The sequence below is a fragment of the Aureibaculum algae genome, from assembly GCF_006065315.1.
Taxonomy (GTDB): domain Bacteria; phylum Bacteroidota; class Bacteroidia; order Flavobacteriales; family Flavobacteriaceae; genus Aureibaculum; species Aureibaculum algae.
In genome coordinates this window covers 2,413,667-2,435,680 of sequence record NZ_CP040749.1, presented here as the reverse complement: position 1 = coordinate 2,435,680, position 22,014 = coordinate 2,413,667, and the positions used below count along the sequence as shown (strand labels likewise).

Here is a 22,014-nt window from a genome sequence, read left to right as displayed (position 1 = left end):
CTTATTGATTTTGGTGATGAACTAAAGGGTAATGTTTTTGTATTAAACTAGATACAACTTTTCCAGAGATTAATGCTGGTGGCACACCAGGTCCAGGAACGGTTAATTGTCCTGTGAAAAATAAATTATTTACTTTTTTACTTTTTAGTTTTGGTCTTAAAAAAGCAGTTTGCGTTAGTGTATTTGCCAACCCGTATGCATTTCCTTTAAAAGAATTATAATCTTCTTTAAACTCTTTGATGCAGTACGATTTTTTAAATAGAATATGCTCTTTTACGCTTTGATTGGTTAATTTTTCAAACCTATCCATAATATGATTGAAATACGTTTCTCGTATTTCTGGAGTATCTTCAATACCAGGAGCTATTGGAATCAAAAAGAAACCTGCTTCTTTATTTTCTGGTGCAAATGAAGGGTCTGTTAAACTTGGAAAGTTCGCATAAAATAAAGGCTTTTCTGGCCAAGAAGGTTCGTCATAAATTTGAACAGCATGTTTATCAAAATCAGAATCAAAAAATAAGGTGTGATGACATACTTCTTTTATTTTTTTATCAAAACCCACATAAAATAATAAAGACGATGGGGCTAACACTTTTTTCTCCCAATACTTTTCAGAATACTGTCGGTATGGTTTATCTAACAAGGTCTCTGTATGATTATAATCTGCACCACTTAAAACAACATCTGCTATTAAAAGCGAATTGTCTACTTGAACGCCTATTGTTTTACCGTCTTCAACTACAATTTTTGAAACATTGCTATTTTTTCTAATTTCTACACCTAAACTAGTTGCAAGACTTATCATTGCTTTAATAACTTCATGCATTCCTCCCTTTGGATGCCATGTACCTAAACCGAAATCGGCATAATTCATGAAATTATAGAAGGAAGGTGTATTACTCGGCTTTGCTCCTAAAAACAATACCGGAAACTCCAGTATTTGAATCAGCTTTTCATTCTTTATTTTTTTTCTAACCTTTTTTCTAATACTTGTAAAAAACTGATTGACTCTTTGTATTGTAACTGGAGTTATGAGCTCTGCAATAGAATTTCCTGGTTTATAAACCAAATCCTTTATGGCAACTTCATAATTAAATTTTGCAGAGTCTATAAAATCTTGAAGATATTTTGAACTACCGGGTTCAACTTCCTCAAAAGTCTTTTTTATATCATTTAAGTTATCTGATATTTTTATACTATCTGACGTATTGAAGTAGACCTGATAAGCAGGACTCAATTTACTTAATTCGTAATAATCCGAAACTTTTTTCTCAAAATCAGCGAAAAAACTCTCAAAAACATCCGGCATCCAATACCAAGACGGACCCATATCGAATTTAAATCCGTCTTTTTCAAAAACTCTCGCTCTTCCCCCAACCATTTCATTTTTCTCTAAAACAGTAACGGAATAGCCAGCCTTAGCTAGGTAACAAGAGGCCGCTAATGAAGAAAAGCCTGATCCTATTATAATAATTTTGTTTTTCATATTGTTTAACAAATATACAATTTTATTAAACAAAACAAAATTATATTATTTATATTTTATCTAAGGCCTGCACTAGTGAACCAATAGCCTCAATTTGTGCGTAAGATTTTGATTTTTCATATTGAGAAGATTTCCTTCCTAAAAACCAAAAATTATTATCTGTTCCTTTCAGTAACTTCTCATTTATGTCTTCTAAATACTGTCCGATATCATTTTCATTAGGTTCCACCGTAAAATACGAAATAAATTGAACATTACTATATAAAGGTTTTATGTCTTGTACTGCATCAATAGCAATATTTTGACCTAAGTAAATTGAATGATAACCACGTAATATCAATTCGTAATGCAAATACAAAAGCCCCAGTTCATGTATTTCTTTCATAGGTAAAAATAATACAAATGTCTTTTCATTTTCTTTAAAACTGGTTACTTGGCTACGCTCAATATTCGATTGTATTTTTTGCATAATCAAATTTGAAACAAAATGTTCATGTACTGGTTTAATTGATTTATGCTGCCATAAAAATCCTATTTGGATTAATAAAGGAATAAATACTTCTAAAAATATTTCTCTAAAAGATTTATATGCTAATAATTTATTGTAAGCTTCATTAAATGCAACGGCATCAAACTTGAGCATTGCAATCTTAAACTCATTTATAACTCCGTCTTCTAACGCTTTGTCAGTAGTTAACTCCTTAACTTTCAAGAGCAACACATCCTCTGAGAAATCGGCTATTTTCGAAATTTTGAAACCATTATTATACAATAAATTAATATTTAATAATTTTACAAAATTATCACCATTATAATATCTTATATTGGTATCTGTTCGAGAAGGTTCAAGTAAATTATACCTTTTTTCCCAAATTCTAATGGTATGAGGTTTAATTCCTGTGAAATTTTCTAAGTCCTTTATAGAAAATTTAGTTTTAATATTGTTTAACATAATTGGATTATTGTAAAACAAATGTACGTTTTTTTATTTATTATTTAAGATTCTTGTAACAAAACGTAATTTTACACTACTAATACCTTGAAATCAACCACCAGTGAACAAAGAATTAGAGCTAAAATTTATTTCAGATTTAGAAGAAAATCAAAATATAGTGCATAAGGTTTGTCGGATCTATACCAACAATAAAGATGCTCATAATGATTTATTTCAAGAAATCAGTATTCAGTTATGGAAAGCCTATCCCAAATTTAGAGGAGATTCTAAGTTTAGTACTTGGATGTATAGAGTTGGATTAAATACAGCAATAACTATTTATAGAAAATCGAAACGCTCAATTAAAACGCAAGATTTTGATTCTGTTTTACACAAAATTGAGTCTGTTGATTATGATGATACCGAAGAAGAGCAATTAAAATTATTATACAAAGCAATTTATCAATTGTCAGATATTGATAAAGCTTTAGTACTACTTTACCTAGAAGAAAAAAATTATAAAGAAATTTCTGAAATGATGGGGATTAGTGAAGTAAATGCTAGAGTAAAAATGAATAGAGTAAAAACTAAATTAAAAAACATACTTAATCCGTAAATATGGATCAACTAGATTTATTAAAAAAAGATTGGAAAAGACAAGATAGTGTCAACCCTAGGTTATCTAAAGACGCACTATCAAAAATTATTCATAAAAAATCATCTTCCATTGTAAAATGGATTTTTATAATTAGTGTTTTAGAATTGGTTATTCCGATACTCATCTCATTATTTACTGGAAAAATGGGGTCTGCAGAAGAATTGGAAAATTTAGGATTAACTAATTTTATGAACTCCTATTACATAAAATCATTTTATGTTTTTTACTATGTGGTAATTATATACTTTATCTACTTATTTTACAAGAATTATAAAACCATCGCTACCAACGTAAGTTCTAAATTACTGTTACAAAACATTTTAAAAACTAGAAAAATTGTAAAGTATTATATATGGTTTAATTTAGCACTGATACCTGTAATTTCTTCTATTTTATTTTATAAAATTTTTCATTCTGAAAATTTTCTAGAACAATTACCACAAGACACCAACATGCTCGTTGTATGGGTATTATCTGTAATTATCACCTTGGTTTTGGTAGTACTATTTTGGTTGTTTTATCAATTGATATATGGCTTTTTATTGAAGAAACTAAATAGTAATTATAAAGAATTGGTTAGTAATGATGTTGCTTTATAAAATATCTAAACTCCCTTTACCCTCTCTAATTACTTCTATTTCATCTTCAGATAAATCGATGACAGTTGATGGTTGGTTATCTCCATAACCACCATCAATAACAATATCTACTAATTTTTGCCATTTCTCAAAAATTAATTCTGGATCTGTAGTGTATTCAATAACATCATCATCATCACGGATAGATGTTGAAACAATAGGATTACCTAATTCCTTAACTATTTCACGGATTATATTATTATCCGGAACTCTAATACCCACCGTTTTTTTATTCTTAAAAGCTTTAGGTAAATTATTATTACCTGGTAAAACAAATGTATAAGGCCCAGGTAAAGCTCTTTTTAAAATTTTATACGTTGGTGTGTTAATTTGCTTTACATAATCAGATAAATGACTTAAATCGTTACAAATAAATGAAAGGTTGGCTTTCTCTAATTTTATCCCTTTTATGCGTGCAATTTTACTCATTGCTTTGGCGTTAGTAATATCGCACCCTAAGCCGTAAATGGTATCTGTGGGGTAAATAATTAAACCTCCTTTTCTAAGAACTTCAACTACCTTGCTGATTTCCTTAGGGTTTGGGTTTTCGTTGTATATTTTTATGAATTGAGCCATTTTAAGATAAAACTACAATTATGCAGTATAAAATTAATAAAATAATAATAACATTTTCCATTTCAGCACTATTACTTTTATTTATTTCCTGTACCGATGATGCTCCTAATTCCGAAATTGAATTAGAAAAATCTGAAATAATAGATGTTTCATATGGTGATCATGCAGAGCAAAAATACGACATTTATCTTCCAAAAGGAAGAACAACACAAGCAACAAAAGTATTTATTTTAGTGCATGGAGGCGGATGGGTTGAAGGTGACAAAAAGGATATGAAAGATTTTATACCAGAATTACAACAAGAATCACCTGATTATGCTATTGTTACTATAAATTATCGATTGGCATCTCAGGGTAATAGCCCGTTTCCAATGCAAATTGATGATATTAAAGCCGTAATAGCACAATTAAAAGCAAAAAAGGATGAATATCAAATAGCTAATAATTATGCTTTTATTGGTACAAGTGCCGGTGCACATTTAGGAATGCTTTATAGCTATTCATATGATACAAATAAAGATGTTGAAATGGTTTGTAGTATTGTAGGACCAACAAATTTTACGGATAACGCTTATGTGAACCCAACGGAGCTTACTTATTTGTTTTTAGCCTTACAAATACAAGCAATTACTGGAGTAAGTTTTGAACAAAATTCACAATTTTATATAGCTAATAGTCCTTACCACGTAGTTACTGAAGATGCACCGCCTACGCTACTGTTTTATGGTGATGAAGATCCTTTAATTCCCTCTTCTCAAGGAATAGATATGCATGCCAAATTAGATGAACTTGGTGTGACCAATGAATTCACTCTTTATAGTGGTGAAGGTCACGGTTGGGAAGGTGCAAATTTATTAGACACTACTGAAAAGCTAAGAGCTTTTATTCAGGCAAACTTTTAGTGGAATTAAGATTATCATACCAGAAATACAATCGATAAAAATAGTATTCTTGTTGAAAACCGAAGTTTTATTTCATTTTCTGTTTTACCTTTTTTAACTCAAAACTCTCGCCTAGGTATACCTTTCTTACCATTTCATCAGCAGCCAATTCTTCTGGTGTTCCTTCTTTAAGAATACCACCTTCAAACATTAAATAGGTTTTATCAGTAATAGCAAGCGTTTCTTGAACATTATGATCGGTAATTAAAATACCAATATTTCTATCTTTTAAATGCGAAACAATACTTTGAATGTCTTCTACTGCAATTGGGTCTACTCCGGCAAAAGGTTCGTCTAATAAAATAAAGTTCGGGTCAGATGCTAATGCTCGAGCAATTTCTGTTCTACGACGTTCTCCACCTGATAACAAATCACCTCTATTCTTTCTTACATGACCTAAACTGAATTCTTCAATGAGCGATTCTAATTTTTCCTTTTGTGCCCTTTTAGATAATTTAGTAAATTGTAAAACGGAAAGTATATTATCTTCTACAGAAAGTTTTCTAAATACGGAAGCTTCTTGAGCTAAATACCCTACTCCTTTTTGAGCACGTTTGTACATCGAATCATCCGTAATATCTTCATCGTCTAAAAAGATTCTGCCTTCGTTAGGTTTTACCATCCCAACAATCATATAAAAAGAAGTGGTTTTACCTGCTCCATTTGGACCGAGTAAACCGATAATTTCACCTTGTTCTACTTGTAACGAGATGCCTTTTACAACCTTTCTGCTACCGTAAGTTTTTTCAATATTCTCCGCTCTTAAAATCATTAGCTTTATTTAACAATTTTTATTTATCATTTAATCCAATACTTTTTACTTCTATTGGATTCTTTATTTTCTTATCGTTCCCTTACTTGCTTATCACATTTCATCAAAAAAAAATTAAGCCTTCGCTGCCCTTTTTCTTGCTTTTCTTGCCATTACACTTGCTATAATTATACTTACTTCATATAAAATAGCCATTGGTATTGCTACAATAAATTGACTAACAACATCCGGTGGTGTAATAATTGCCGCTAATAAAAGTAACACCACAATGGCATACTTTCTATATTTTCTCAAAAACTCAGGAGTTACTATTCCCATTTTTGCAAGAAAATAGATAATAACAGGCATTTCAAAAATTAAACCTGCGGCTAAAACTGAAGCTCTAAGTAAACCAATGTATGAACTTATATCAGTATTATTCTCCACTTGCATAGAAACTCTATAAGATCCTAAAAAGTTTATAGACAACGGTGTTATTAAAAAGTAACCAAATAATACACCTAAAAAGAACAATAACGAAGATATTATAATAAAACTTCTGGCATGTTTCCTTTCTTTTACATACAATGCTGGCTTTATAAATTTCCAAATTTCCCATAAAATAAATGGAAACGCCGCAATAAACCCTACCGTAATTGACGTCCAAATATGAGCAGAAAACTGCCCTGCCATGGTTCTACTTTGCACTATAAAAGGTATTTCCTCTATACACAAACCATCGGTACCAAACCTTTGTGAAAGATTACATAAAAACCTATACGTGATAAATTGAGGGTCTTTGGGAAGAAAAATAATCACGTCAAAGATAAATGATTTCATTAAAAAAGCGATAGAACTCATTACAAGTACCGCTAATGTTGACCTCACTAAAGTCCACCTCAGTACTTCAAGATGGTCTAAGAAAGACATTTCCTTTTGTTCTTTAGTCTTTTTCTTCGCCATCTTAAATTATACCTTCTTTTATTAAATCATGTAAATGTACTACTCCTTTATATTCTTCGCCATCCGCAACCAATAATTGTGTAATATTATTGCTCTCCATAATATTTAGTGCCGCAACAGCCATAGCATCTGACCCGATAACTTTTGGGTTTTTACCCATAATTTCTTTTGCTGTCAAGTGGGTAAAGTCGTTACTATTTCTAAGCATTCTTCTTATATCACCATCGGTAATTATACCGATAATAGCACCATTTTCAATGACAGCAGTAGCTCCCAATCGTTTTTCTGAAATCTCAATAATTACCGTGGTAATTGAATCATCTGGTTTTACAATAGGCTTTGTATTTTTCTCTATCAAATCAGAAACTCTAAGATATAATCTTTTGCCCAATGTACCACCTGGGTGATATTTTGCAAAATCTTTACTTGTAAAATCTTTCATTTCCAACAAACAAATGGCCAACGCATCACCCATAACCAATTGAGCGGTAGTACTGGTAGTTGGTGCCAAGTTATTTGGACAAGCTTCTTGTTCAACAAAAGAGTTTAAAACAAAATCGGCTTGGGTAGCCAAATAGGATTCTAAATTACCAGTAATGGCAATAATTTTATTTTTTGAATCTTTTATTAATGGTAATAACACTTTTATTTCTGGTGTATTACCACTTTTTGAAATACAGATCACTATATCATCTTTTTGTACAATCCCTAAATCACCATGAATTGCATCTGCCGCGTGCATAAATATTGAAGGAGTTCCTGTTGAATTTAACGTTGCAACTATTTTTGTGGCAATATTGGCACTTTTACCAATCCCTGTAACAATAACGCGACCTTTCGATTTAAGAATAAATTTAACAGCATTTTCGAAATCTTTGTTCAAAAAATTTATTAAATTCGCTATCGCCTTACTTTCGATAGTAATACTATTTTTGGCAATTTCTAAAATATCTTTTTTAGTATTCAAAATGGAAATTATTAGTATATAAAAATAAAGTAGTATCTTTAGTTGCAAATGTATCTAAAATTATAGATAAATAATAAAAAGAGTGACAAATTTAAACTTACACGACGCCTTAAAACAATATTTTGGATTCACCAAATTTAAAGGTTTACAAGAGCAAGTTATTAGAAGTATTATAAATAAAGAAGATGTCTTTGTTATAATGCCTACTGGTGGCGGAAAATCTTTATGCTATCAATTACCGGCATTAATACAAGAAGGTACCGCAATTGTAGTATCGCCTTTAATCGCTTTGATGAAGAATCAAGTAGATGCCATAAGAGGTATTTCTGAAGATGAAGGTATTGCCCATGTGCTAAATTCTTCCTTAAATAAAGGAGATGTGGCACGGGTAATGAATGATATAAAATCAGGCGTAACAAAATTATTATATGTAGCTCCAGAATCTTTAACGAAAGAGGAATACATTGATTTTTTAAAAACTCAAAAAATATCCTTTGTAGCTATTGATGAAGCCCATTGTATTTCTGAATGGGGACATGACTTTAGACCTGAATATAGAAATCTTAAAAAAATAATTGAACGTATAGATGATGTTCCTATTATAGGACTTACCGCTACGGCTACTCCAAAAGTTCAAGAAGATATTTTAAAGAATTTAGCCATTACAGATGCTACAACTTATAAAGCTTCTTTTAACCGACCTAATTTATATTATGAAATAAGGCCAAAAACTAAAGATGTAGAAAAAGATATTATCAGATTTGTTCGAGATTTTAAAGACAAGTCAGGAATTATTTACTGTCTAAGTAGAAAAAAAGTTGAAGAGATAGCAAATGTGCTCATCGTTAACGGAATAAAGGCTGTACCTTATCATGCAGGTTTAGATGGTAAAACCAGAGCCAAACATCAAGATATGTTTTTGATGGAAGATGTAGATGTCGTAGTAGCTACTATTGCTTTTGGAATGGGGATAGATAAACCTGATGTTCGTTTTGTAATACATCATGATATTCCTAAAAGTTTAGAAAGTTATTATCAAGAAACTGGTAGAGGTGGTAGAGATGGTGGCGAAGGTCATTGCCTTGCTTTTTATGCCTATAAGGATATTGAAAAGTTAGAAAAATTCTTGTCTGGAAAACCTGTTGCCGAGCAAGAAATTGGTCATGCCTTGCTACAAGAGGTGGTTTCTTATGCAGAAACATCAATGTCTCGTCGTAAATTTTTATTGCACTATTTTGGAGAAGAATTTGATGAGAAAAATGGTGACGGAGCTGATATGGATGATAATGTTAGAAATCCGAAAAAGAAAGTAGAGGCTAAAAATGAGGTTAAAATATTATTAGAAACCATAAGAGATACAAAAGAAGAATACAAGTCTAAAGAAGTAGTTAATACTTTAATAGGAAAGTCAAATGCTTTATTAAAATCAAGAAGAACTGACGAACAAACTTATTTTGGTGTAGGAAAAAATAAAGAAAACGTATTTTGGATGGCTTTAATTCGTCAAGTATTGGTAGCAGGCTATATATCTAAAGAAATTGAACAATACGGTGTATTGAAAATCCCTCAAAAAGGTTTAGATTATATTGAAAACCCAACGTCATTTATGATGACTGAAGATCATTTTTATGGAGATGATGATAATAGCAATATTATTACAAACAGTAAAGCATCTGGAGCCGCAGTTGATCAACAGCTCATGTCTATGTTAAAAGATTTACGTAAAAAAGTGGGGAAACGTAAAAATGTACCCCCTTTTGCCGTTTTTCAAGACCCTTCGATGGAAGACATGACCATGAAGTACCCCATTAACCTAGAAGAATTAGCTAATGTACATGGTGTAGGTGAAGGTAAAGCAAAAAAATACGGTAAAGAATTTGTAGACTTAATTCAGCGTTATGTTACCGATAATGACATCACAAGACCTGATGATCTTATTGTAAAAACAACGGGTGTTAATTCCGCTTTAAAATTATATATTATACAAAATACCGATAGAAAACTTCCATTGATAGATATCGCAAAATCAAAGGGCTTATCAATGATTGAGCTTACCAAAGAGATGGAACGTATTGTTTATTCAGGTACTAAAATAAATATTAATTATAGTTTAGACGATTTACTTGATGAAGATCAGCAAGAAGAAATTCATGATTATTTTATGGAAGCTGATACTGATAAAATTCAAGAAGCACTCGATGAGTTTGATGGCGATTATGATGAAGAAGAATTACGTCTAATGCGAATTAAATTTATAAGTGAAGTAGCCAATTAATAAATTTAAAAGTCACATACACTTTAACAAAAATAAAAGCTCATGAATAACTTCATGAGCTTTTTTATTTTAGATTACTAAAATTTATAAATAATTACTATTCTATTTTAGAGACGTTATTCTCAAATTATTTAATGCCCTCCTAGTTGAGTACCTAAAAATGCAATAGTGAACCCCAACAACACTGCAATAAATTTTCTGATATTAAATTGATGGTTTTGAGAACTTTCAAATAATATTGCTGTGGCTATATGCAAGAAAACTCCAATAATTATACCTGTTATTTGTGTGTGATAAATTTCGAAAAATGGAATTTTAGAACTGAATAACAGCCCCATCGGACTCATTAGTGCAAATAAGATAATAAAAGTATAAATTAACTTTTTTGATAATGTAGATTGTAATAAAAAAACGGTTAGTACAATAGTTACTGGTATCTTATGAATAACAATTGCCCACAATAATAAATTGTTTTGAGCTAGATTAAGTGGTATTCCTTCCAAAAAAGAATGAATACATAAACTCAAAAACAATAACCATGGTACTTTTTTAATATGAGAATGGTTATGAACATGAATATGACCGTGCTCTGCCCCTTTCGAAAAATATTCTAATATTGTTTGTATTAAAATTCCAATTAGAATATAAATGCCAACATTTTCTTTATGCGATTCATATACCTCTGGTAATAAATGCAGTACCGTCATAGATAATAGATACGCACCACTGAATGATAAAAAAAGTTGGATTATTTTAGTACTTGGCTTTAAAGAAATAACAACCAGAACACCAATTAAAACAGATAAAATTAAAGCTATAAAATTCATTCTAATAGAAGTATTAAGCGACTAGATTTATCAACATTAAAATCTTCAAGAGCATACGACCCAAAAGTGTGTTTTAAATGTAAACCAGCAGTTTTAAAGTATTCCTTTAATGTTTCAAGAGGTAAAAATTTGATTTTCTCCGTGTAATGATGATCTCTACCATCAGCAAAAAAACGAATATCTTTTATAATGGCATTGCCATCAACAGTTCTACTAATATTAAAATCAATATCGTTTCTAGACACAGATTCCGTATATACTATGTGTTTTTTGACATAATCAACATTTAAAAAATCAATAACCAACAAGCCATTTTCTTTTAATCCGTTTTTTAAATTCTTTAATACTTGAATATTAGTTTCGGCATCATCAAAATATCCAAAACTTGTAAATAAGTTAAAAATAGCATCAAATTTCGTTTCAAAAGAATCACGCATATCGTGAATCTTAAAATGTAATGTTTCATTTTCAAACTGTTTTGCAAAAGCAATACTGTTTTCTGAAAGGTCAGCACCAATTACATCAAAACCCAATTGATTTAAAAAAACAGAATGTCTTCCTCTACCGCAAGGTAAATCTAAAATTTTGCTGTTCTTTTCTAATTCTAAAAAAGAAATGAGATGTTTCATAAAGTTTTGTGCTTCATCATCATTTCGATCTTGATACAAAATATGATAATACGTTGTGTCAAACCAATCTTTAAACCACTCCTGTTTTTCTTTCATAACTATTAAAAAAGCAAAAGTAAGGAATTGCTTTTAGGTTACAAGTTTCAATTTTAATATTTGACAAGCCTCTTTGATTTATTTTCATGCTGTACCTTAATCATTAAAATAACAGTTCTCTATTCTTCAATAACTTGCATATTTTTATAGGCATCATATAGTAAATAAAATTTTACTTAAAACTAAACCAAGTACTGATAATACACAATGCTTACAATTAAAAGCTTCATGTTATTTAGACAAAATAATTTCGTCACAATCTTTGACTTTACCGTAATACGTTTCTCTATATTTATGTACTATTTTTATCGGAAAACCCAAGGCATATTTTTTTATATAAGTAACTCTAGATTTTAACTGACCCATTTTTCTTGTATAACGTATTTCTGTTTTTGTGCTCCGTTTTACATATATTAATTTCATATTTTATAATTTTATTTATTTAAATTTAAATACCAAACATTCATATTTTCAAGGGAGTTTTCTACCAACGTATTGTTAATTAATGTACCTCCCGGAATAAAACCTTGTTTTGCAAAAGTTATGTTCAATCCATAAGAAGTTGATCTTACCATAGCATATAATGTATTTAATCCTTTTTCAATAATCGCTTCTTTTATTTTGTTCATGACATAAAACGATAAATTTTGCCCTCTATAATTAGGGTGTATGGCAAAATCAATAACTTCTGCATTAGATTCTTTCTTATCAATTTTCACCATAGCAGAAATCACTAATTTTGAGTCTTTATAAGCTCCATAAAACTCATAATTATTTTGTAAACATTCTTTAAGATATTCTATTTCACATATAGGAAAAGCATAGGTTTTAAAAGATAATTTATTTAAATCACTCAATCTTTCTAAATCTTTTGATTTCAATTTTCTTAAATCATATGCTAAAGGCAAGCTCTCATTTTGATTATCTAAAGTAGCTGCTAACGCAATTTTTTTTACGGATTCAATTATTTTCACTGTATTCAGACTGCAATATTCTCGCTTTTTATTCAAATATTCAGAAATAAAGTATCCTGTAGCATCTTTAAATAAATTTGGAATTTTTGCCTCAACCTTAAAACCCTTCACTAGAAATTGTTGTAATCCACTTTCTGGTACCTTGCCAATAATTTTATCGTACTTCTTCTTATTTGCTAATCGGTTTACATTCGTAATGATTTTATCAAAATCATTATATTTAAAATCCATAAAGTAAACCCTGTTATTTACTGGACCATGATGGATAAGTGTTCCTTCAATTTCTTCGAGAATATCAAAATTCATTCTATTTATTTTCATTTTCATTCTCTTATTTGACCATCACCAAACATATAATACTTATTTGTTACCAGCTGTTTTAGACCTAGAGGACCTCTATGGTGCAATTTATCAGTACTGATTGCTAATTCAGCACCAACCCCCATTTTACCACCATCAGTAAATCGAGTAGATGCATTTTGATAGACCGCTGCACTATCTACCTGTTGCATAAAATCTAATGCAGTTTTGTCATTACTTGTAATAATTGATGCAGAATGACCTCCTGAATATTTATTAATCTTACAGATTGCTTCTTTCGGTGTTTCAACTTCACCAATACAACATTTCATAGACAAAAACTCTTCATACCAAATTGCATCTTCCTGAATTAATGTTTCATTAATTAAAACTTCATTGATTTTCTCATCAACTAGAATGTCAATATTGTTATCCGATAAAACACGTTGTAATTCGTGCAATTTTTCATTGTAATTTTTAATTTTCCTGTTAATTAATATTTTATCTAGGGCGTTGCAGGCAGAAATTTTATCCATTTTTGCATTAAGTATTACTTTTAGACTCATTTGCCAATCGGCATTTTCATCAACATATAAAAAATTATTACCTCTCCCACTAATAAGTACAGGGCACTTAGCATGTTCCTTAACAAAGGCAATTAATTTTTCTCCACCACGGGGAACAATTAGATCTAATTTCTCAGTCGGATTTTTTAAAAATTTCTGAGTGGCTACTCTATCCATATTCAACAACTGAACATAATCAGCAGGTAAATTACTCTCTTTTAAGGCTTTATGCCAAAAATTGACTAATACCGTATTACTCTGTATGGCTTCTTTACCACCTTTTAGCAAAATTTTACTATTTGCTTTAAAAGCAAGTATACTTGCTTCAACAGTTACATCTGGCCGAGATTCATAGATAATCATAATCGTACCAAACGGTGCCGTTTTATTTACAATTTTTAATCCGTTTTCTAGAACATTATTTGAAATCACCTGATTTACAGGGTCTTCTTGAGCTTCTACTTCTTTGATAGCTTGTATCATTCCATCAATTTTTTTAGAATTTACAATCAACCTATCATACATTGCCTGATCTTCTTTTTGAAAAGCTTCTAAATCCTTTTTATTCGCTACTATTAAATCTTCACGATTTTCATCTAATATGACCATCATTGAATTCAGTACCTTATTTTTTATATCTGTTTCTAATAATTTCATGTATATAATTTTTCTAAATTTATTAATGTTGAAGTGTTTTAATTTTAGCCACTTTAGTACCCACATTTTTGCCATCAATGATATCAATGATGGTATTATCTTTTTTACCATTGGCGATATACGTGGGTATATTATTTGCTGCCGCCTCTTGAGCATAATCGAGTTTTGAGCCCATTCCACCGCGACCTTCGGCTTCCCCTTTATTACTTTCTTTGATGTATCTATTAACATTTTCTTGTACACCTACATTTTCAATAAGTTCACTTTTTTCAGAATCAGGATGTCCATTATACAAGCCATCAATATCTGTTAATATAATTAGCTTATCGGCATTTAATAATTGAGCCACCAAACTAGCCAATTCGTCATTATCGGAAAACATAGACATTGTTACCGAAACGGCGTCATCTTCATTCGCAATTGGTATAACGCCTTCAGATAACAAACCTTCACAACATTTAATCATATTTTCACGATGCACACCTGGGTTAAAATCACGCTTGGTGGGTAATACCTGTGCACACTTCATTCCATAATCTTGAAAAATATTATAGTACAACCGCATCATTCTAGGTTGACCAATGGCGGAATATACTTGTCGCCGTTGCGTTTTATCCTTAATTTTTGATTTTCCTAAAATTTCTTTACCCGCGATTACGGAACCTGATGATACCAGAACGCAAATAATATTACGCTCATACAGTTCAGCAATTTGACTAACCAGTCTTCGTAATACAGGTCTCACAATTCTATTATCCTTGTTGGTCATTACATTTGTACCAACCTTAATTACTATTCTCTGTTTATACATATTTTTATTTATTTTCCTTTCCCATTTCAATGGCACGATTAAAAGCGGCATATGCTGCTTCTTTTATCAATTCATTTACATTATTATCTTCCATCGAATCTAAAGCAGCTCTTGTTGTACCTCCTTTGGAAGCCACTTTTTGCATCCAAGAATTTGCAGATAGCGAAGATTGATTAAAAAGTTCAACAGCACCCGTAAAAGTCTGACTTACTAACACTTTAGAAACACTTTCTGAAAACCCCATTTGTAAAGCGGCTTCAGTCATACTTTGCATAAAGTAAAATACGTAAGCAGGACCACTACCTGATATCCCAGTAGAAGCATCAATAAATTTCTCGTTACTTACTAAAATGGATTTGCCTGTGGAGTCTAGTAGACTCTCAACTGTAAGGCGTTCTATTCTAGAAACGCTTTTAGAGGTGACATAAGAAGTTAAGCCTTTACCTACTTGTGCAGGTAAATTTGGCATTGCTCTCACTATTTTTTCTAGTCCCGTAAGTTTTTTTATGGTATCAATGGTTACCCCCGCCATAATTGATATAATTATTTGTTCTGGTTTTACTAGCGTAGCCATTCTACCAAAAAGCTCTTCAGCGTGATATGGCTTTACAGCGATAAAAATAATATCAGCTTCTGGCACACAATCTTCCAAATTTTTATAAGCATCAAAATGTGAAATTTGATGTAGTTCCTCTAATTTTTCTTTGGAGTTGTCCAAAATCATAATTTGATTTTTCTTAAGCATTTTTGATTTAGACATTCCTTCTGCATAGGTTAAACCCATATTCCCTGCTCCAATAACTAATACTTTCATTTAAATTTGTTTTATTTAATATTCTAGTCTATAACTTAACAAATATGCACTCTAATCCAAGCGAATAGTCTTTTAATAAAATAGAATTACGATACCAATAATTCATAAAGTTTATAAACAGAATAACTCAATAAATAAGGTTAACTATTTTAATAAATGTATTTTTGGGCTGTAATAAATGTTAATCATTAAATACTGCTATTCACAAAACTACTAAATCACTGTTAAACAGAGGTTTAGTTATTTAATAGATCTAATAGAATGAACGAAAATTTTAAAATGTTAGCCAAAACCTTATTTGGCTTTGAAGAAATACTTGCAAAAGAGTTGCGTAACCTTGGTGCAATGGACGTCAAAATAGGCATACGAAACGTTACTTTTTCTGGTGATAAAGGTTTTATGTATAAGGCAAATTTGGCATTAAGAACCGCAGTAAGAATCTTAAAACCAATACGACAGTTTAAAGTTAATAATGAACACGATTTATATGATCAAATACAAACCATAAAATGGGATAATTATATTAACGTGAATGGTACTTTTGCAGTTGATGCAGTTGCCAATGCTGATAATTTCACCAATTCACATTATGTTTCTTTAAAAACAAAAGATGCAATTGTTGATTATTTTAGAGATAAAGTCGGATCACGTCCCAATATAGATTTAGATCATCCAGATTTACAGATTAATATTCATATTCACAATAGAGATTGTACCGTCTCATTAGACAGCTCTGGAGATTCATTACATAAAAGAGGTTACAGAAGTGCTACAAACATTGCTCCAATAAATGAAGTCTTAGCTGCAGGCTTAGTATTAATGTCAGGTTATGATGGTACACAACATTTTATTGACCCCATGTGTGGTAGTGGTACTATTTTAATTGAAGCAGCGATGATTGCGAATAATATTCCGGCAAACATTAACCGAAGAGAATTTGGCTTTGAAAAATGGAGCGACTTTGACCCTGATTTGTTCGATGTTATTCGGAATTCGTTACTTAAAAAAACGCGAGAATCTACAGCAAAAATTATTGGTTATGATAAATCTCCATCCGCTATATACAAGGCTCAAGACAATATTGAAAATGCCAATTTAGAGGAGTTTATCACCATAGAAGAACAAAATTTCTTTAGAACAGAAAAAGAAATAGAAGGAAAAACCATTGTCTTATTTAATCCACCATATGGTGAACGTTTAGAAATTGATGTCCCAGTATTCTATAAAGAAATTGGAAATACATTGAAACGAGGTTACCCTGGTACAAATGCATGGCTCATTACTTCTGATTTTGAAAATGGATTAAAAAGTGTAGGATTAAGAACCTCTAAAAAAATTAAGGTTTTTAACGGTAAATTAGATTGTAGATTGGTAATGTATGAAATGTATGAAGGAAGTAAGAAGGGAAAATATATGAAGGACTAACCCCCTATTTACTCATGTTTTCAATACATTTTTCTCTAATACTCCAAACTTGATCAAAACTGAGGTGGCATTTTTCTTTTAAAATCCAATTTTTTAGAAAATCCTTATGATAAGCTACTTTAAATTGAAATACCTGTTCCGGTTCAATTTCAATTTGCTCGATTATATCATCTTTAATTTTGGCAAATGAAGATTCAGAACTTGTGATATCAATATTCTCGTCTTCGATGCTCAAATAGCAATGAGCTTCCGGATTATAAGTGATAGGTTGACCATCTAAGGCATCACCAATACTAGGCGTGTTTGTCGTATTCATTTTAAACATGCACAACATTAGTTTTACATTTGGAATATGATTTAAATCAGCCACTTTTTTTAAAAAAGCATGTTTTGAACTACAAGTACCTTTTTGTTCAGTCCAAACTAAATTTAAATCTGATCTTTTAGAAGTTCTGCCGTACTTTATCCTTTTAACGGTATCTATTAGGTCTCTCCACGTTTTTACACCTGAATTTTTTATTTGATTAGTTAATTCGTCTTTTGAAGTTAACGGTAAGTTTTTCAATTTATAGCATTTATATGTACAAATTTATTGAATTTAGTTAGGTTTATTATATGAAAAAAAGGAAAGATTGAGATTAAAACATCTGATTTCTAAGGTTCAATAATTCTATTCAATAAAATTTAACAAGGAAAAATTTTATTTAAATTGTCGTTTTTGTACGGGTGGCCAAGAATATTTTAGTGAAGCTCTTTTTATTAATAAATAGTGCATATTAATATAACACTATTTAAAATTCTATACTGCAAAACGTTTTAAGAGGAAAAATACCTACTTAAAAATAAGATATAAATTTTTATTATGATTTTTAATTTCAAGAATCGTAACAATAATCATGTCTAATCTATTCATCAAAAACTGAAAATAAATAGTCAATTTTTCTTATTTACTATTTCATCTGATTTATTTATACCAATTTTTTCATTTCTTTCCTTTTAGTTACCTCTTCGACAACCTTAAAAATCTCTTTTTTTATGGACTTAAATTTCTCGAAATACAGGTCCATCAATTTTTCTAATTTTAAATGACTTTCTAAATAAGTGGGATTATTTTCTGCACTTTTCGATTCCATTAAATCAGCCAAAATATTATTATGGTCTTGTATCAAAGGATACATCTTATTAACTGCATTTTTTTCCTCTTTTATTTTTTTTATCAACTTTTCTACTTTTTCTTCAAAACCTGCTTCTAAAAAATCGATATAATTTAAACCAAACAAATGTTCCAAAAAATTAATTTCATCTTTTATAAAATCTATTTCAGACAACCAAAATTTACAATCACTGTGTAACTCTTCAACACTTTTTTGTCTGCCATACCATTGCTTTTTTATTCTAGCTTTCATGAGTTTATTTTTTATTAGTTAAGTATAATACCATAAATTCTATATCAAATTATTTAAAGTTAATAAATTGACATTTCATTGATTGATTTTTTATAATTAATATATTTTTACAAAATAAGGAGGAAAGAATTTTCACCTCCCTCCCTTATTACAAAATAATTAACTCACCTCAATTACCTTTTTAGGTAACACTTTAGCTTCTTCCTTTTTTAATAAATTCATTTTTAAAACTCCATTTTTGTAATTGGCCTTAACCTTTTTATCAAGGTTTACATTTTCTGGTAGTCGTAATGATCTTTTAAAAGATTTATAGCTAAATTCTTTACGTAAATAACCTTCTTCTTTTTCCTCATTTTCTTCTTTTTTATCAGCGGAAATATGAAGTCCGTTATTATCGATAGTTACTTCAAAATCTTCTTTGGCAAAGCCAGGAGCTGCCAATTCAACTTCGAAGTCATTTTGATTTTCTTTAACGTTCATTGCAGGTCTTAAACTGTCTTTTGCAAAGAAATCATCATTAAAAAAATCGTCAGTATTCAAAAAATTATTAAATACAGAAGTACTTAATGGAAACCGTTCGTTAAATTTAATAAGTGCCATAATATCAAAATTTAGAATTAATAAATTAAACTGGTTTAATCCCAGTTCACTGTTTTTTATCTTAATATAAAAGTAAATCCAACCTAATTAAAATGAAATGATGTAGATCAGTTTCATTCCAATTTATTTCTATTTATTAATAGGCCAATCTTTGCCTTTAACATCTTATAAAAATTGATTGCTATCCTAAACAAGTTTAAGTGCTTTAATTAAAAAGTTCTATTTAATATTCATTGAAATATTAGTCAGTCGCTCGTTTAAACTGATGAAGGTCATTTTATGATCAATGATTAAAAAATAACTTTGCTATAAACAACCATAAAAATCTAAAATCATGAGAAAATTATTTGTATTTGTATTGAGTTTTATTTTTTGTGCAACAGGGTTTTCACAAATTATAGAAGGAGTTGACGAAATAGCACCTTTCCACGAAGGATTGGCAGCCATTAAAAAAGACAATCAATGGGCTTTTATTAATGAAAAAGGAGAAAAAATTATTGATTATAGAGATGATATTGTCTCTAGTATTGGTGATAATAATGAAGAATATCCTCTTTTTAAAGAAGAAAGATGTATGATTAAAAAAATAGTAGATGGCGTTGAATTCTACGGGTTTATAGATAAAACTGGAAAAGAAGTGATTGCTCCTGAATTTGTAAAAACATCTAATTTTATAGATGGTTATGCAATTATAGTTAATTATGAAAAATATGTAGTAGGCAAAAACCCTTTTTTAGGTGTTAATGTAGTTAGTCACATTCTAGAAGAATATATAATTGACACCTCTGGTAAAATAGTAAAATATCTTTATAATCCTCGAAAGTGTAACCTTTCTCAACTTAAAGACAAAAATTTACCTTGTTTTGAGTCTAAATTTATTGCACCTAGAATGGTTGCTACGAAAAATACAGATGGTAAATGGGATATTCATGAATTTTAAATTAAATAAATTATGGCACTAAATTTTAATCAATTTGCCGTAGAAGCCAATGGTTTTTTAAAAGAATACACTAAAAAATTGGGATTAGGCAATGATACTGAAAAAGGTGGACGTATTTTATCATCGATTTTACACGGATTACGAGAAGTGATTTCGTGGGAGGAATCTTTACAATTGATAGCCCAATTTCCAATGTTTTTAAAGGCTGTTTATGTTAATAAATGGTCTTCTAGAAAAAAATAAAAAATAAAAAACCTAACTGAGTTTATTGATGTAATAAGAGAATTTGACGGTAAAACATCAATATACGATTTTGAATCTGACGAAATAGCTGAGCAGTACATTATCAATACTTTTATTGAATTACGTAAATACATTTCATTAGGTGAGTTGGAAGATATTAGAACCGAGCTCCCGAAAGATTTAAAATCATTGATATACCATAATATTATGTTTTAAAAAATGGAGAAAGCAAAGAAATACAAAGAAATTTCTATAAATCTTAGTGATCTTACATTAAAAGGTAATTTGCGTTTGGCGAAAACAGATAAAGGACTAATTGTTTTCTCGCACGGTAGCGGTAGTTCCAGGTTGAGTTCCAGAAATAATTATGTAGCTGATTTATTGTTAGAAAATGGCTATTCAAGTTTGCTTTTCGATTTACTGTCACCAAAGGAATATTTGGTTTACCAAAATAGGTTTAATATTCAATTACTCACTGAAAGGTTAGTTAAAGTAACAAATTGGGTTGAAAAAAATGAGCATACAAAACATTTTTTATTAGGATATTTTGGTGCAAGTACTGGTGCCGCATCGGCATTAAGAGCTGCTGCAGAATTAGGTGAAAAAATTAAAGGAGTAGTCTCCAGAGGTGGTCGCCCTGATTTGGCCATGGAAGATTTAAATAGAGTAAAATCACCTACATTATTGCTTGTTGGAGGTAAAGATGGAGTTGTAATTGATTTGAACAAAAAGGCACAATCTGAGATGAATGCTATATGTGAACTGCATATTATTGAAGGAGCATCACATTTATTCGAAGAGCCTGGTAAATTGGAAATTGTAGCTCAACATACCAATGATTGGTTTGATAAATTTATGAAATAGAAACATAAGCTCAATAAAAATGTTTGCAAACAGAAAAGAGGCAGGTAAATTACTTGCTGAAGAATTATCAGAATTTAAAAATAATATCAACGTAGTAATTGTAACCATCCCAAAAGGGGGTGTACCAGTTGCTTATGAAATAGCACAAAAACTTAATTTGCCATTAGAAGTAGTGCTTTCAAAAAAAATAGGACATCCGACCAATAAAGAATATGCCATTGGGGCAGTTACCTTAGACAACGAGATATTGACCGAGGCAGCTGAAAATGTATCACAGCAATATATTAATAAAGAAATAGAACATATTAGGGATGTTTTAAAAGCATTACATAAAAGATATCATGGCAATATGACTCCATTGGAGTTAAAAAATAAAATAGTAATTTTGGTTGATGATGGTGTTGCTACTGGAAATACATTAATATCTAGCATAGCATTGATAGCTCAACAAGAACCTTTAAAGATTATTGTTGGCTTACCAGTTGCACCGCAATCTGCCATAGATAAAATTAAGAATCAGGCATTGGTAGATACAGTTATTTGTTTAGAAATTCCACAAAATTTTCGTGCAGTAGGTCAGTTTTATCAAGATTTCAAGCCTGTTGATGATATTATAGTTATGGATTTACTAAAAAAAGCTTGTGATAATTATCTTCAAAATTGTTAAAAATTA

Annotated in this window: 25 protein-coding genes; 9 read left to right on the top strand and 16 right to left on the bottom strand. The window is 30.2% G+C overall.

Features of this window, described 5'->3' with window-relative positions; all coding sequences use genetic code 11:
• Position 1: 1 nt before the first annotated feature.
• Together FF125_RS10070 and FF125_RS10065 are read right to left on the bottom strand one after the other, a co-directional pair.
• Positions 2 to 1,486, bottom strand: coding sequence for a phytoene desaturase family protein (locus tag FF125_RS10070; RefSeq protein WP_138949650.1), 1,485 nt, complete (start codon positions 1,484 to 1,486; stop codon positions 2 to 4).
• 49 nt (positions 1,487 to 1,535) lie between these two features.
• Positions 1,536 to 2,438 carry a MerR family transcriptional regulator gene (locus FF125_RS10065; protein ID WP_138949649.1) on the bottom strand — a complete coding sequence of 301 codons (903 nt, stop codon included), beginning with the start codon at positions 2,436 to 2,438 and terminating at the stop codon, positions 1,536 to 1,538.
• Positions 2,439 to 2,541: 103 nt separating this feature from the next.
• On the opposite strand from FF125_RS10065, the gene FF125_RS10060 reads away from it, so the two are divergent.
• Both FF125_RS10060 and FF125_RS10055 read left to right on the top strand, forming a co-directional pair.
• Positions 2,542 to 3,036, top strand: a complete 495-nt coding sequence (locus tag FF125_RS10060) for an RNA polymerase sigma factor (protein ID WP_117880586.1) — start codon at positions 2,542 to 2,544, stop codon at positions 3,034 to 3,036.
• A gap of 2 nt (positions 3,037 to 3,038) precedes the next feature.
• Positions 3,039 to 3,677, top strand: coding sequence for a hypothetical protein (locus FF125_RS10055; RefSeq protein WP_138949648.1), 639 nt, complete (start codon positions 3,039 to 3,041; stop codon positions 3,675 to 3,677).
• On the opposite strand, the gene FF125_RS10050 is transcribed toward FF125_RS10055, so the two are convergent.
• Positions 3,672 to 4,292 carry an L-threonylcarbamoyladenylate synthase gene (locus tag FF125_RS10050; protein ID WP_117880584.1) on the bottom strand — a complete coding sequence of 207 codons (621 nt, stop codon included), beginning with the start codon at positions 4,290 to 4,292 and terminating at the stop codon, positions 3,672 to 3,674. The genes FF125_RS10055 and FF125_RS10050 overlap by 6 nt on opposite strands.
• A 20-nt stretch (positions 4,293 to 4,312) precedes the next feature.
• Here FF125_RS10050 and FF125_RS10045 point away from each other — a divergent pair, with 20 nt between their 5' ends.
• Entirely contained in the window at positions 4,313 to 5,194 is an 882-nt protein-coding gene (locus FF125_RS10045; RefSeq protein WP_138949647.1) for an alpha/beta hydrolase, read from the top strand.
• 67 nt (positions 5,195 to 5,261) lie between these two features.
• Here the strand turns inward: FF125_RS10045 and lptB are convergent, their stop codons facing one another.
• The 3 genes from lptB to FF125_RS10030 all read right to left on the bottom strand — a co-directional run bounded on the left by lptB (position 5,262) and on the right by FF125_RS10030 (position 7,914).
• A complete protein-coding gene (gene lptB / locus FF125_RS10040) occupies positions 5,262 to 6,005 on the bottom strand; it encodes an LPS export ABC transporter ATP-binding protein (RefSeq protein ID WP_138949646.1) in 744 nt (247 codons plus the stop codon).
• 114 nt (positions 6,006 to 6,119) lie between these two features.
• On the bottom strand, positions 6,120 to 6,947 hold the full coding sequence (gene tatC, locus FF125_RS10035; RefSeq protein ID WP_138949645.1) for a twin-arginine translocase subunit TatC: 828 nt from the start codon (positions 6,945 to 6,947) through the stop codon (positions 6,120 to 6,122).
• A gap of 1 nt (position 6,948) precedes the next feature.
• The gene (locus FF125_RS10030; RefSeq protein ID WP_138949644.1) at positions 6,949 to 7,914 is read right to left on the bottom strand and encodes a KpsF/GutQ family sugar-phosphate isomerase; all 966 of its coding nucleotides are present in this window, start codon (positions 7,912 to 7,914) and stop codon (positions 6,949 to 6,951) included.
• Positions 7,915 to 7,996: 82 nt separating this feature from the next.
• Between FF125_RS10030 and FF125_RS10025 the strand changes: the two genes are divergently transcribed.
• Positions 7,997 to 10,189, top strand: a complete 2,193-nt coding sequence (locus tag FF125_RS10025; RefSeq protein ID WP_138949643.1) for an ATP-dependent DNA helicase RecQ — start codon at positions 7,997 to 7,999, stop codon at positions 10,187 to 10,189.
• A gap of 131 nt (positions 10,190 to 10,320) precedes the next feature.
• Here the strand turns inward: FF125_RS10025 and FF125_RS10020 are convergent, their stop codons facing one another.
• The 7 genes from FF125_RS10020 to proC form a co-directional block, all read right to left on the bottom strand.
• Positions 10,321 to 11,016 carry a ZIP family metal transporter gene (locus tag FF125_RS10020; RefSeq protein ID WP_138949642.1) on the bottom strand — a complete coding sequence of 232 codons (696 nt, stop codon included), beginning with the start codon at positions 11,014 to 11,016 and terminating at the stop codon, positions 10,321 to 10,323.
• Positions 11,013 to 11,741, bottom strand: a complete 729-nt coding sequence (locus tag FF125_RS10015) for an SAM-dependent methyltransferase (RefSeq protein WP_138949641.1) — start codon at positions 11,739 to 11,741, stop codon at positions 11,013 to 11,015. The genes FF125_RS10020 and FF125_RS10015 overlap by 4 nt, the downstream gene beginning before the upstream one ends.
• Positions 11,742 to 11,972: 231 nt before the next feature.
• Positions 11,973 to 12,164, bottom strand: coding sequence for a hypothetical protein (locus FF125_RS10010; RefSeq protein ID WP_138949640.1), 192 nt, complete (start codon positions 12,162 to 12,164; stop codon positions 11,973 to 11,975).
• An 11-nt stretch (positions 12,165 to 12,175) separates the two neighbouring features.
• Positions 12,176 to 13,036 (bottom strand): putative beta-lysine N-acetyltransferase, encoded by an 861-nt coding sequence (gene ablB, locus FF125_RS10005; RefSeq protein WP_175418904.1) that lies wholly within the window; start codon positions 13,034 to 13,036, stop codon positions 12,176 to 12,178.
• A gap of 2 nt (positions 13,037 to 13,038) precedes the next feature.
• Positions 13,039 to 14,238 (bottom strand): glutamate-5-semialdehyde dehydrogenase, encoded by a 1,200-nt coding sequence (locus FF125_RS10000; protein WP_138949638.1) that lies wholly within the window; start codon positions 14,236 to 14,238, stop codon positions 13,039 to 13,041.
• A 22-nt stretch (positions 14,239 to 14,260) separates the two neighbouring features.
• On the bottom strand, positions 14,261 to 15,049 hold the full coding sequence (gene proB, locus FF125_RS09995; protein WP_138949637.1) for a glutamate 5-kinase: 789 nt from the start codon (positions 15,047 to 15,049) through the stop codon (positions 14,261 to 14,263).
• 4 nt (positions 15,050 to 15,053) lie between these two features.
• Complete coding sequence (proC, locus tag FF125_RS09990; protein WP_117880575.1) at positions 15,054 to 15,863, bottom strand: pyrroline-5-carboxylate reductase; 810 nt, start codon at positions 15,861 to 15,863, stop codon at positions 15,054 to 15,056.
• 261 nt (positions 15,864 to 16,124) lie between these two features.
• Between proC and FF125_RS09985 the strand changes: the two genes are divergently transcribed.
• Positions 16,125 to 17,288, top strand: a complete 1,164-nt coding sequence (locus FF125_RS09985; RefSeq protein WP_138949636.1) for a THUMP domain-containing class I SAM-dependent RNA methyltransferase — start codon at positions 16,125 to 16,127, stop codon at positions 17,286 to 17,288.
• A gap of 4 nt (positions 17,289 to 17,292) precedes the next feature.
• Here FF125_RS09985 and FF125_RS09980 read toward each other — a convergent pair whose 3' ends face one another.
• The 3 genes from FF125_RS09980 to FF125_RS09970 all read right to left on the bottom strand — a co-directional run bounded on the left by FF125_RS09980 (position 17,293) and on the right by FF125_RS09970 (position 19,294).
• Positions 17,293 to 17,853, bottom strand: coding sequence for a hypothetical protein (locus FF125_RS09980; RefSeq protein ID WP_250629729.1), 561 nt, complete (start codon positions 17,851 to 17,853; stop codon positions 17,293 to 17,295).
• 403 nt (positions 17,854 to 18,256) lie between these two features.
• A complete protein-coding gene (locus tag FF125_RS09975) occupies positions 18,257 to 18,694 on the bottom strand; it encodes a hypothetical protein (RefSeq protein ID WP_138949635.1) in 438 nt (145 codons plus the stop codon).
• Between the two features lie 159 nt (positions 18,695 to 18,853).
• The gene (locus tag FF125_RS09970) at positions 18,854 to 19,294 is read right to left on the bottom strand and encodes an Hsp20/alpha crystallin family protein (protein ID WP_138949634.1); all 441 of its coding nucleotides are present in this window, start codon (positions 19,292 to 19,294) and stop codon (positions 18,854 to 18,856) included.
• Between the two features lie 334 nt (positions 19,295 to 19,628).
• Here FF125_RS09970 and FF125_RS09965 point away from each other — a divergent pair, with 334 nt between their 5' ends.
• The 4 genes from FF125_RS09965 (at position 19,629) to FF125_RS09950 (ending at position 22,008) form a co-directional block, all read left to right on the top strand.
• Entirely contained in the window at positions 19,629 to 20,234 is a 606-nt protein-coding gene (locus FF125_RS09965; protein WP_138949633.1) for a WG repeat-containing protein, read from the top strand.
• Positions 20,235 to 20,246: 12 nt separating this feature from the next.
• Positions 20,247 to 20,477, top strand: coding sequence for a DUF2267 domain-containing protein (locus FF125_RS22105; protein ID WP_250629728.1), 231 nt, complete (start codon positions 20,247 to 20,249; stop codon positions 20,475 to 20,477).
• 219 nt (positions 20,478 to 20,696) lie between these two features.
• On the top strand, positions 20,697 to 21,341 hold the full coding sequence (locus FF125_RS09955) for a dienelactone hydrolase family protein (RefSeq protein ID WP_138949632.1): 645 nt from the start codon (positions 20,697 to 20,699) through the stop codon (positions 21,339 to 21,341).
• Between the two features lie 19 nt (positions 21,342 to 21,360).
• Positions 21,361 to 22,008: a phosphoribosyltransferase gene (locus tag FF125_RS09950; RefSeq protein ID WP_250629727.1), complete on the top strand. Its 648-nt coding sequence runs from the start codon at positions 21,361 to 21,363 to the stop codon at positions 22,006 to 22,008.
• The last annotated feature ends 6 nt before the right edge of the window (positions 22,009 to 22,014 follow it).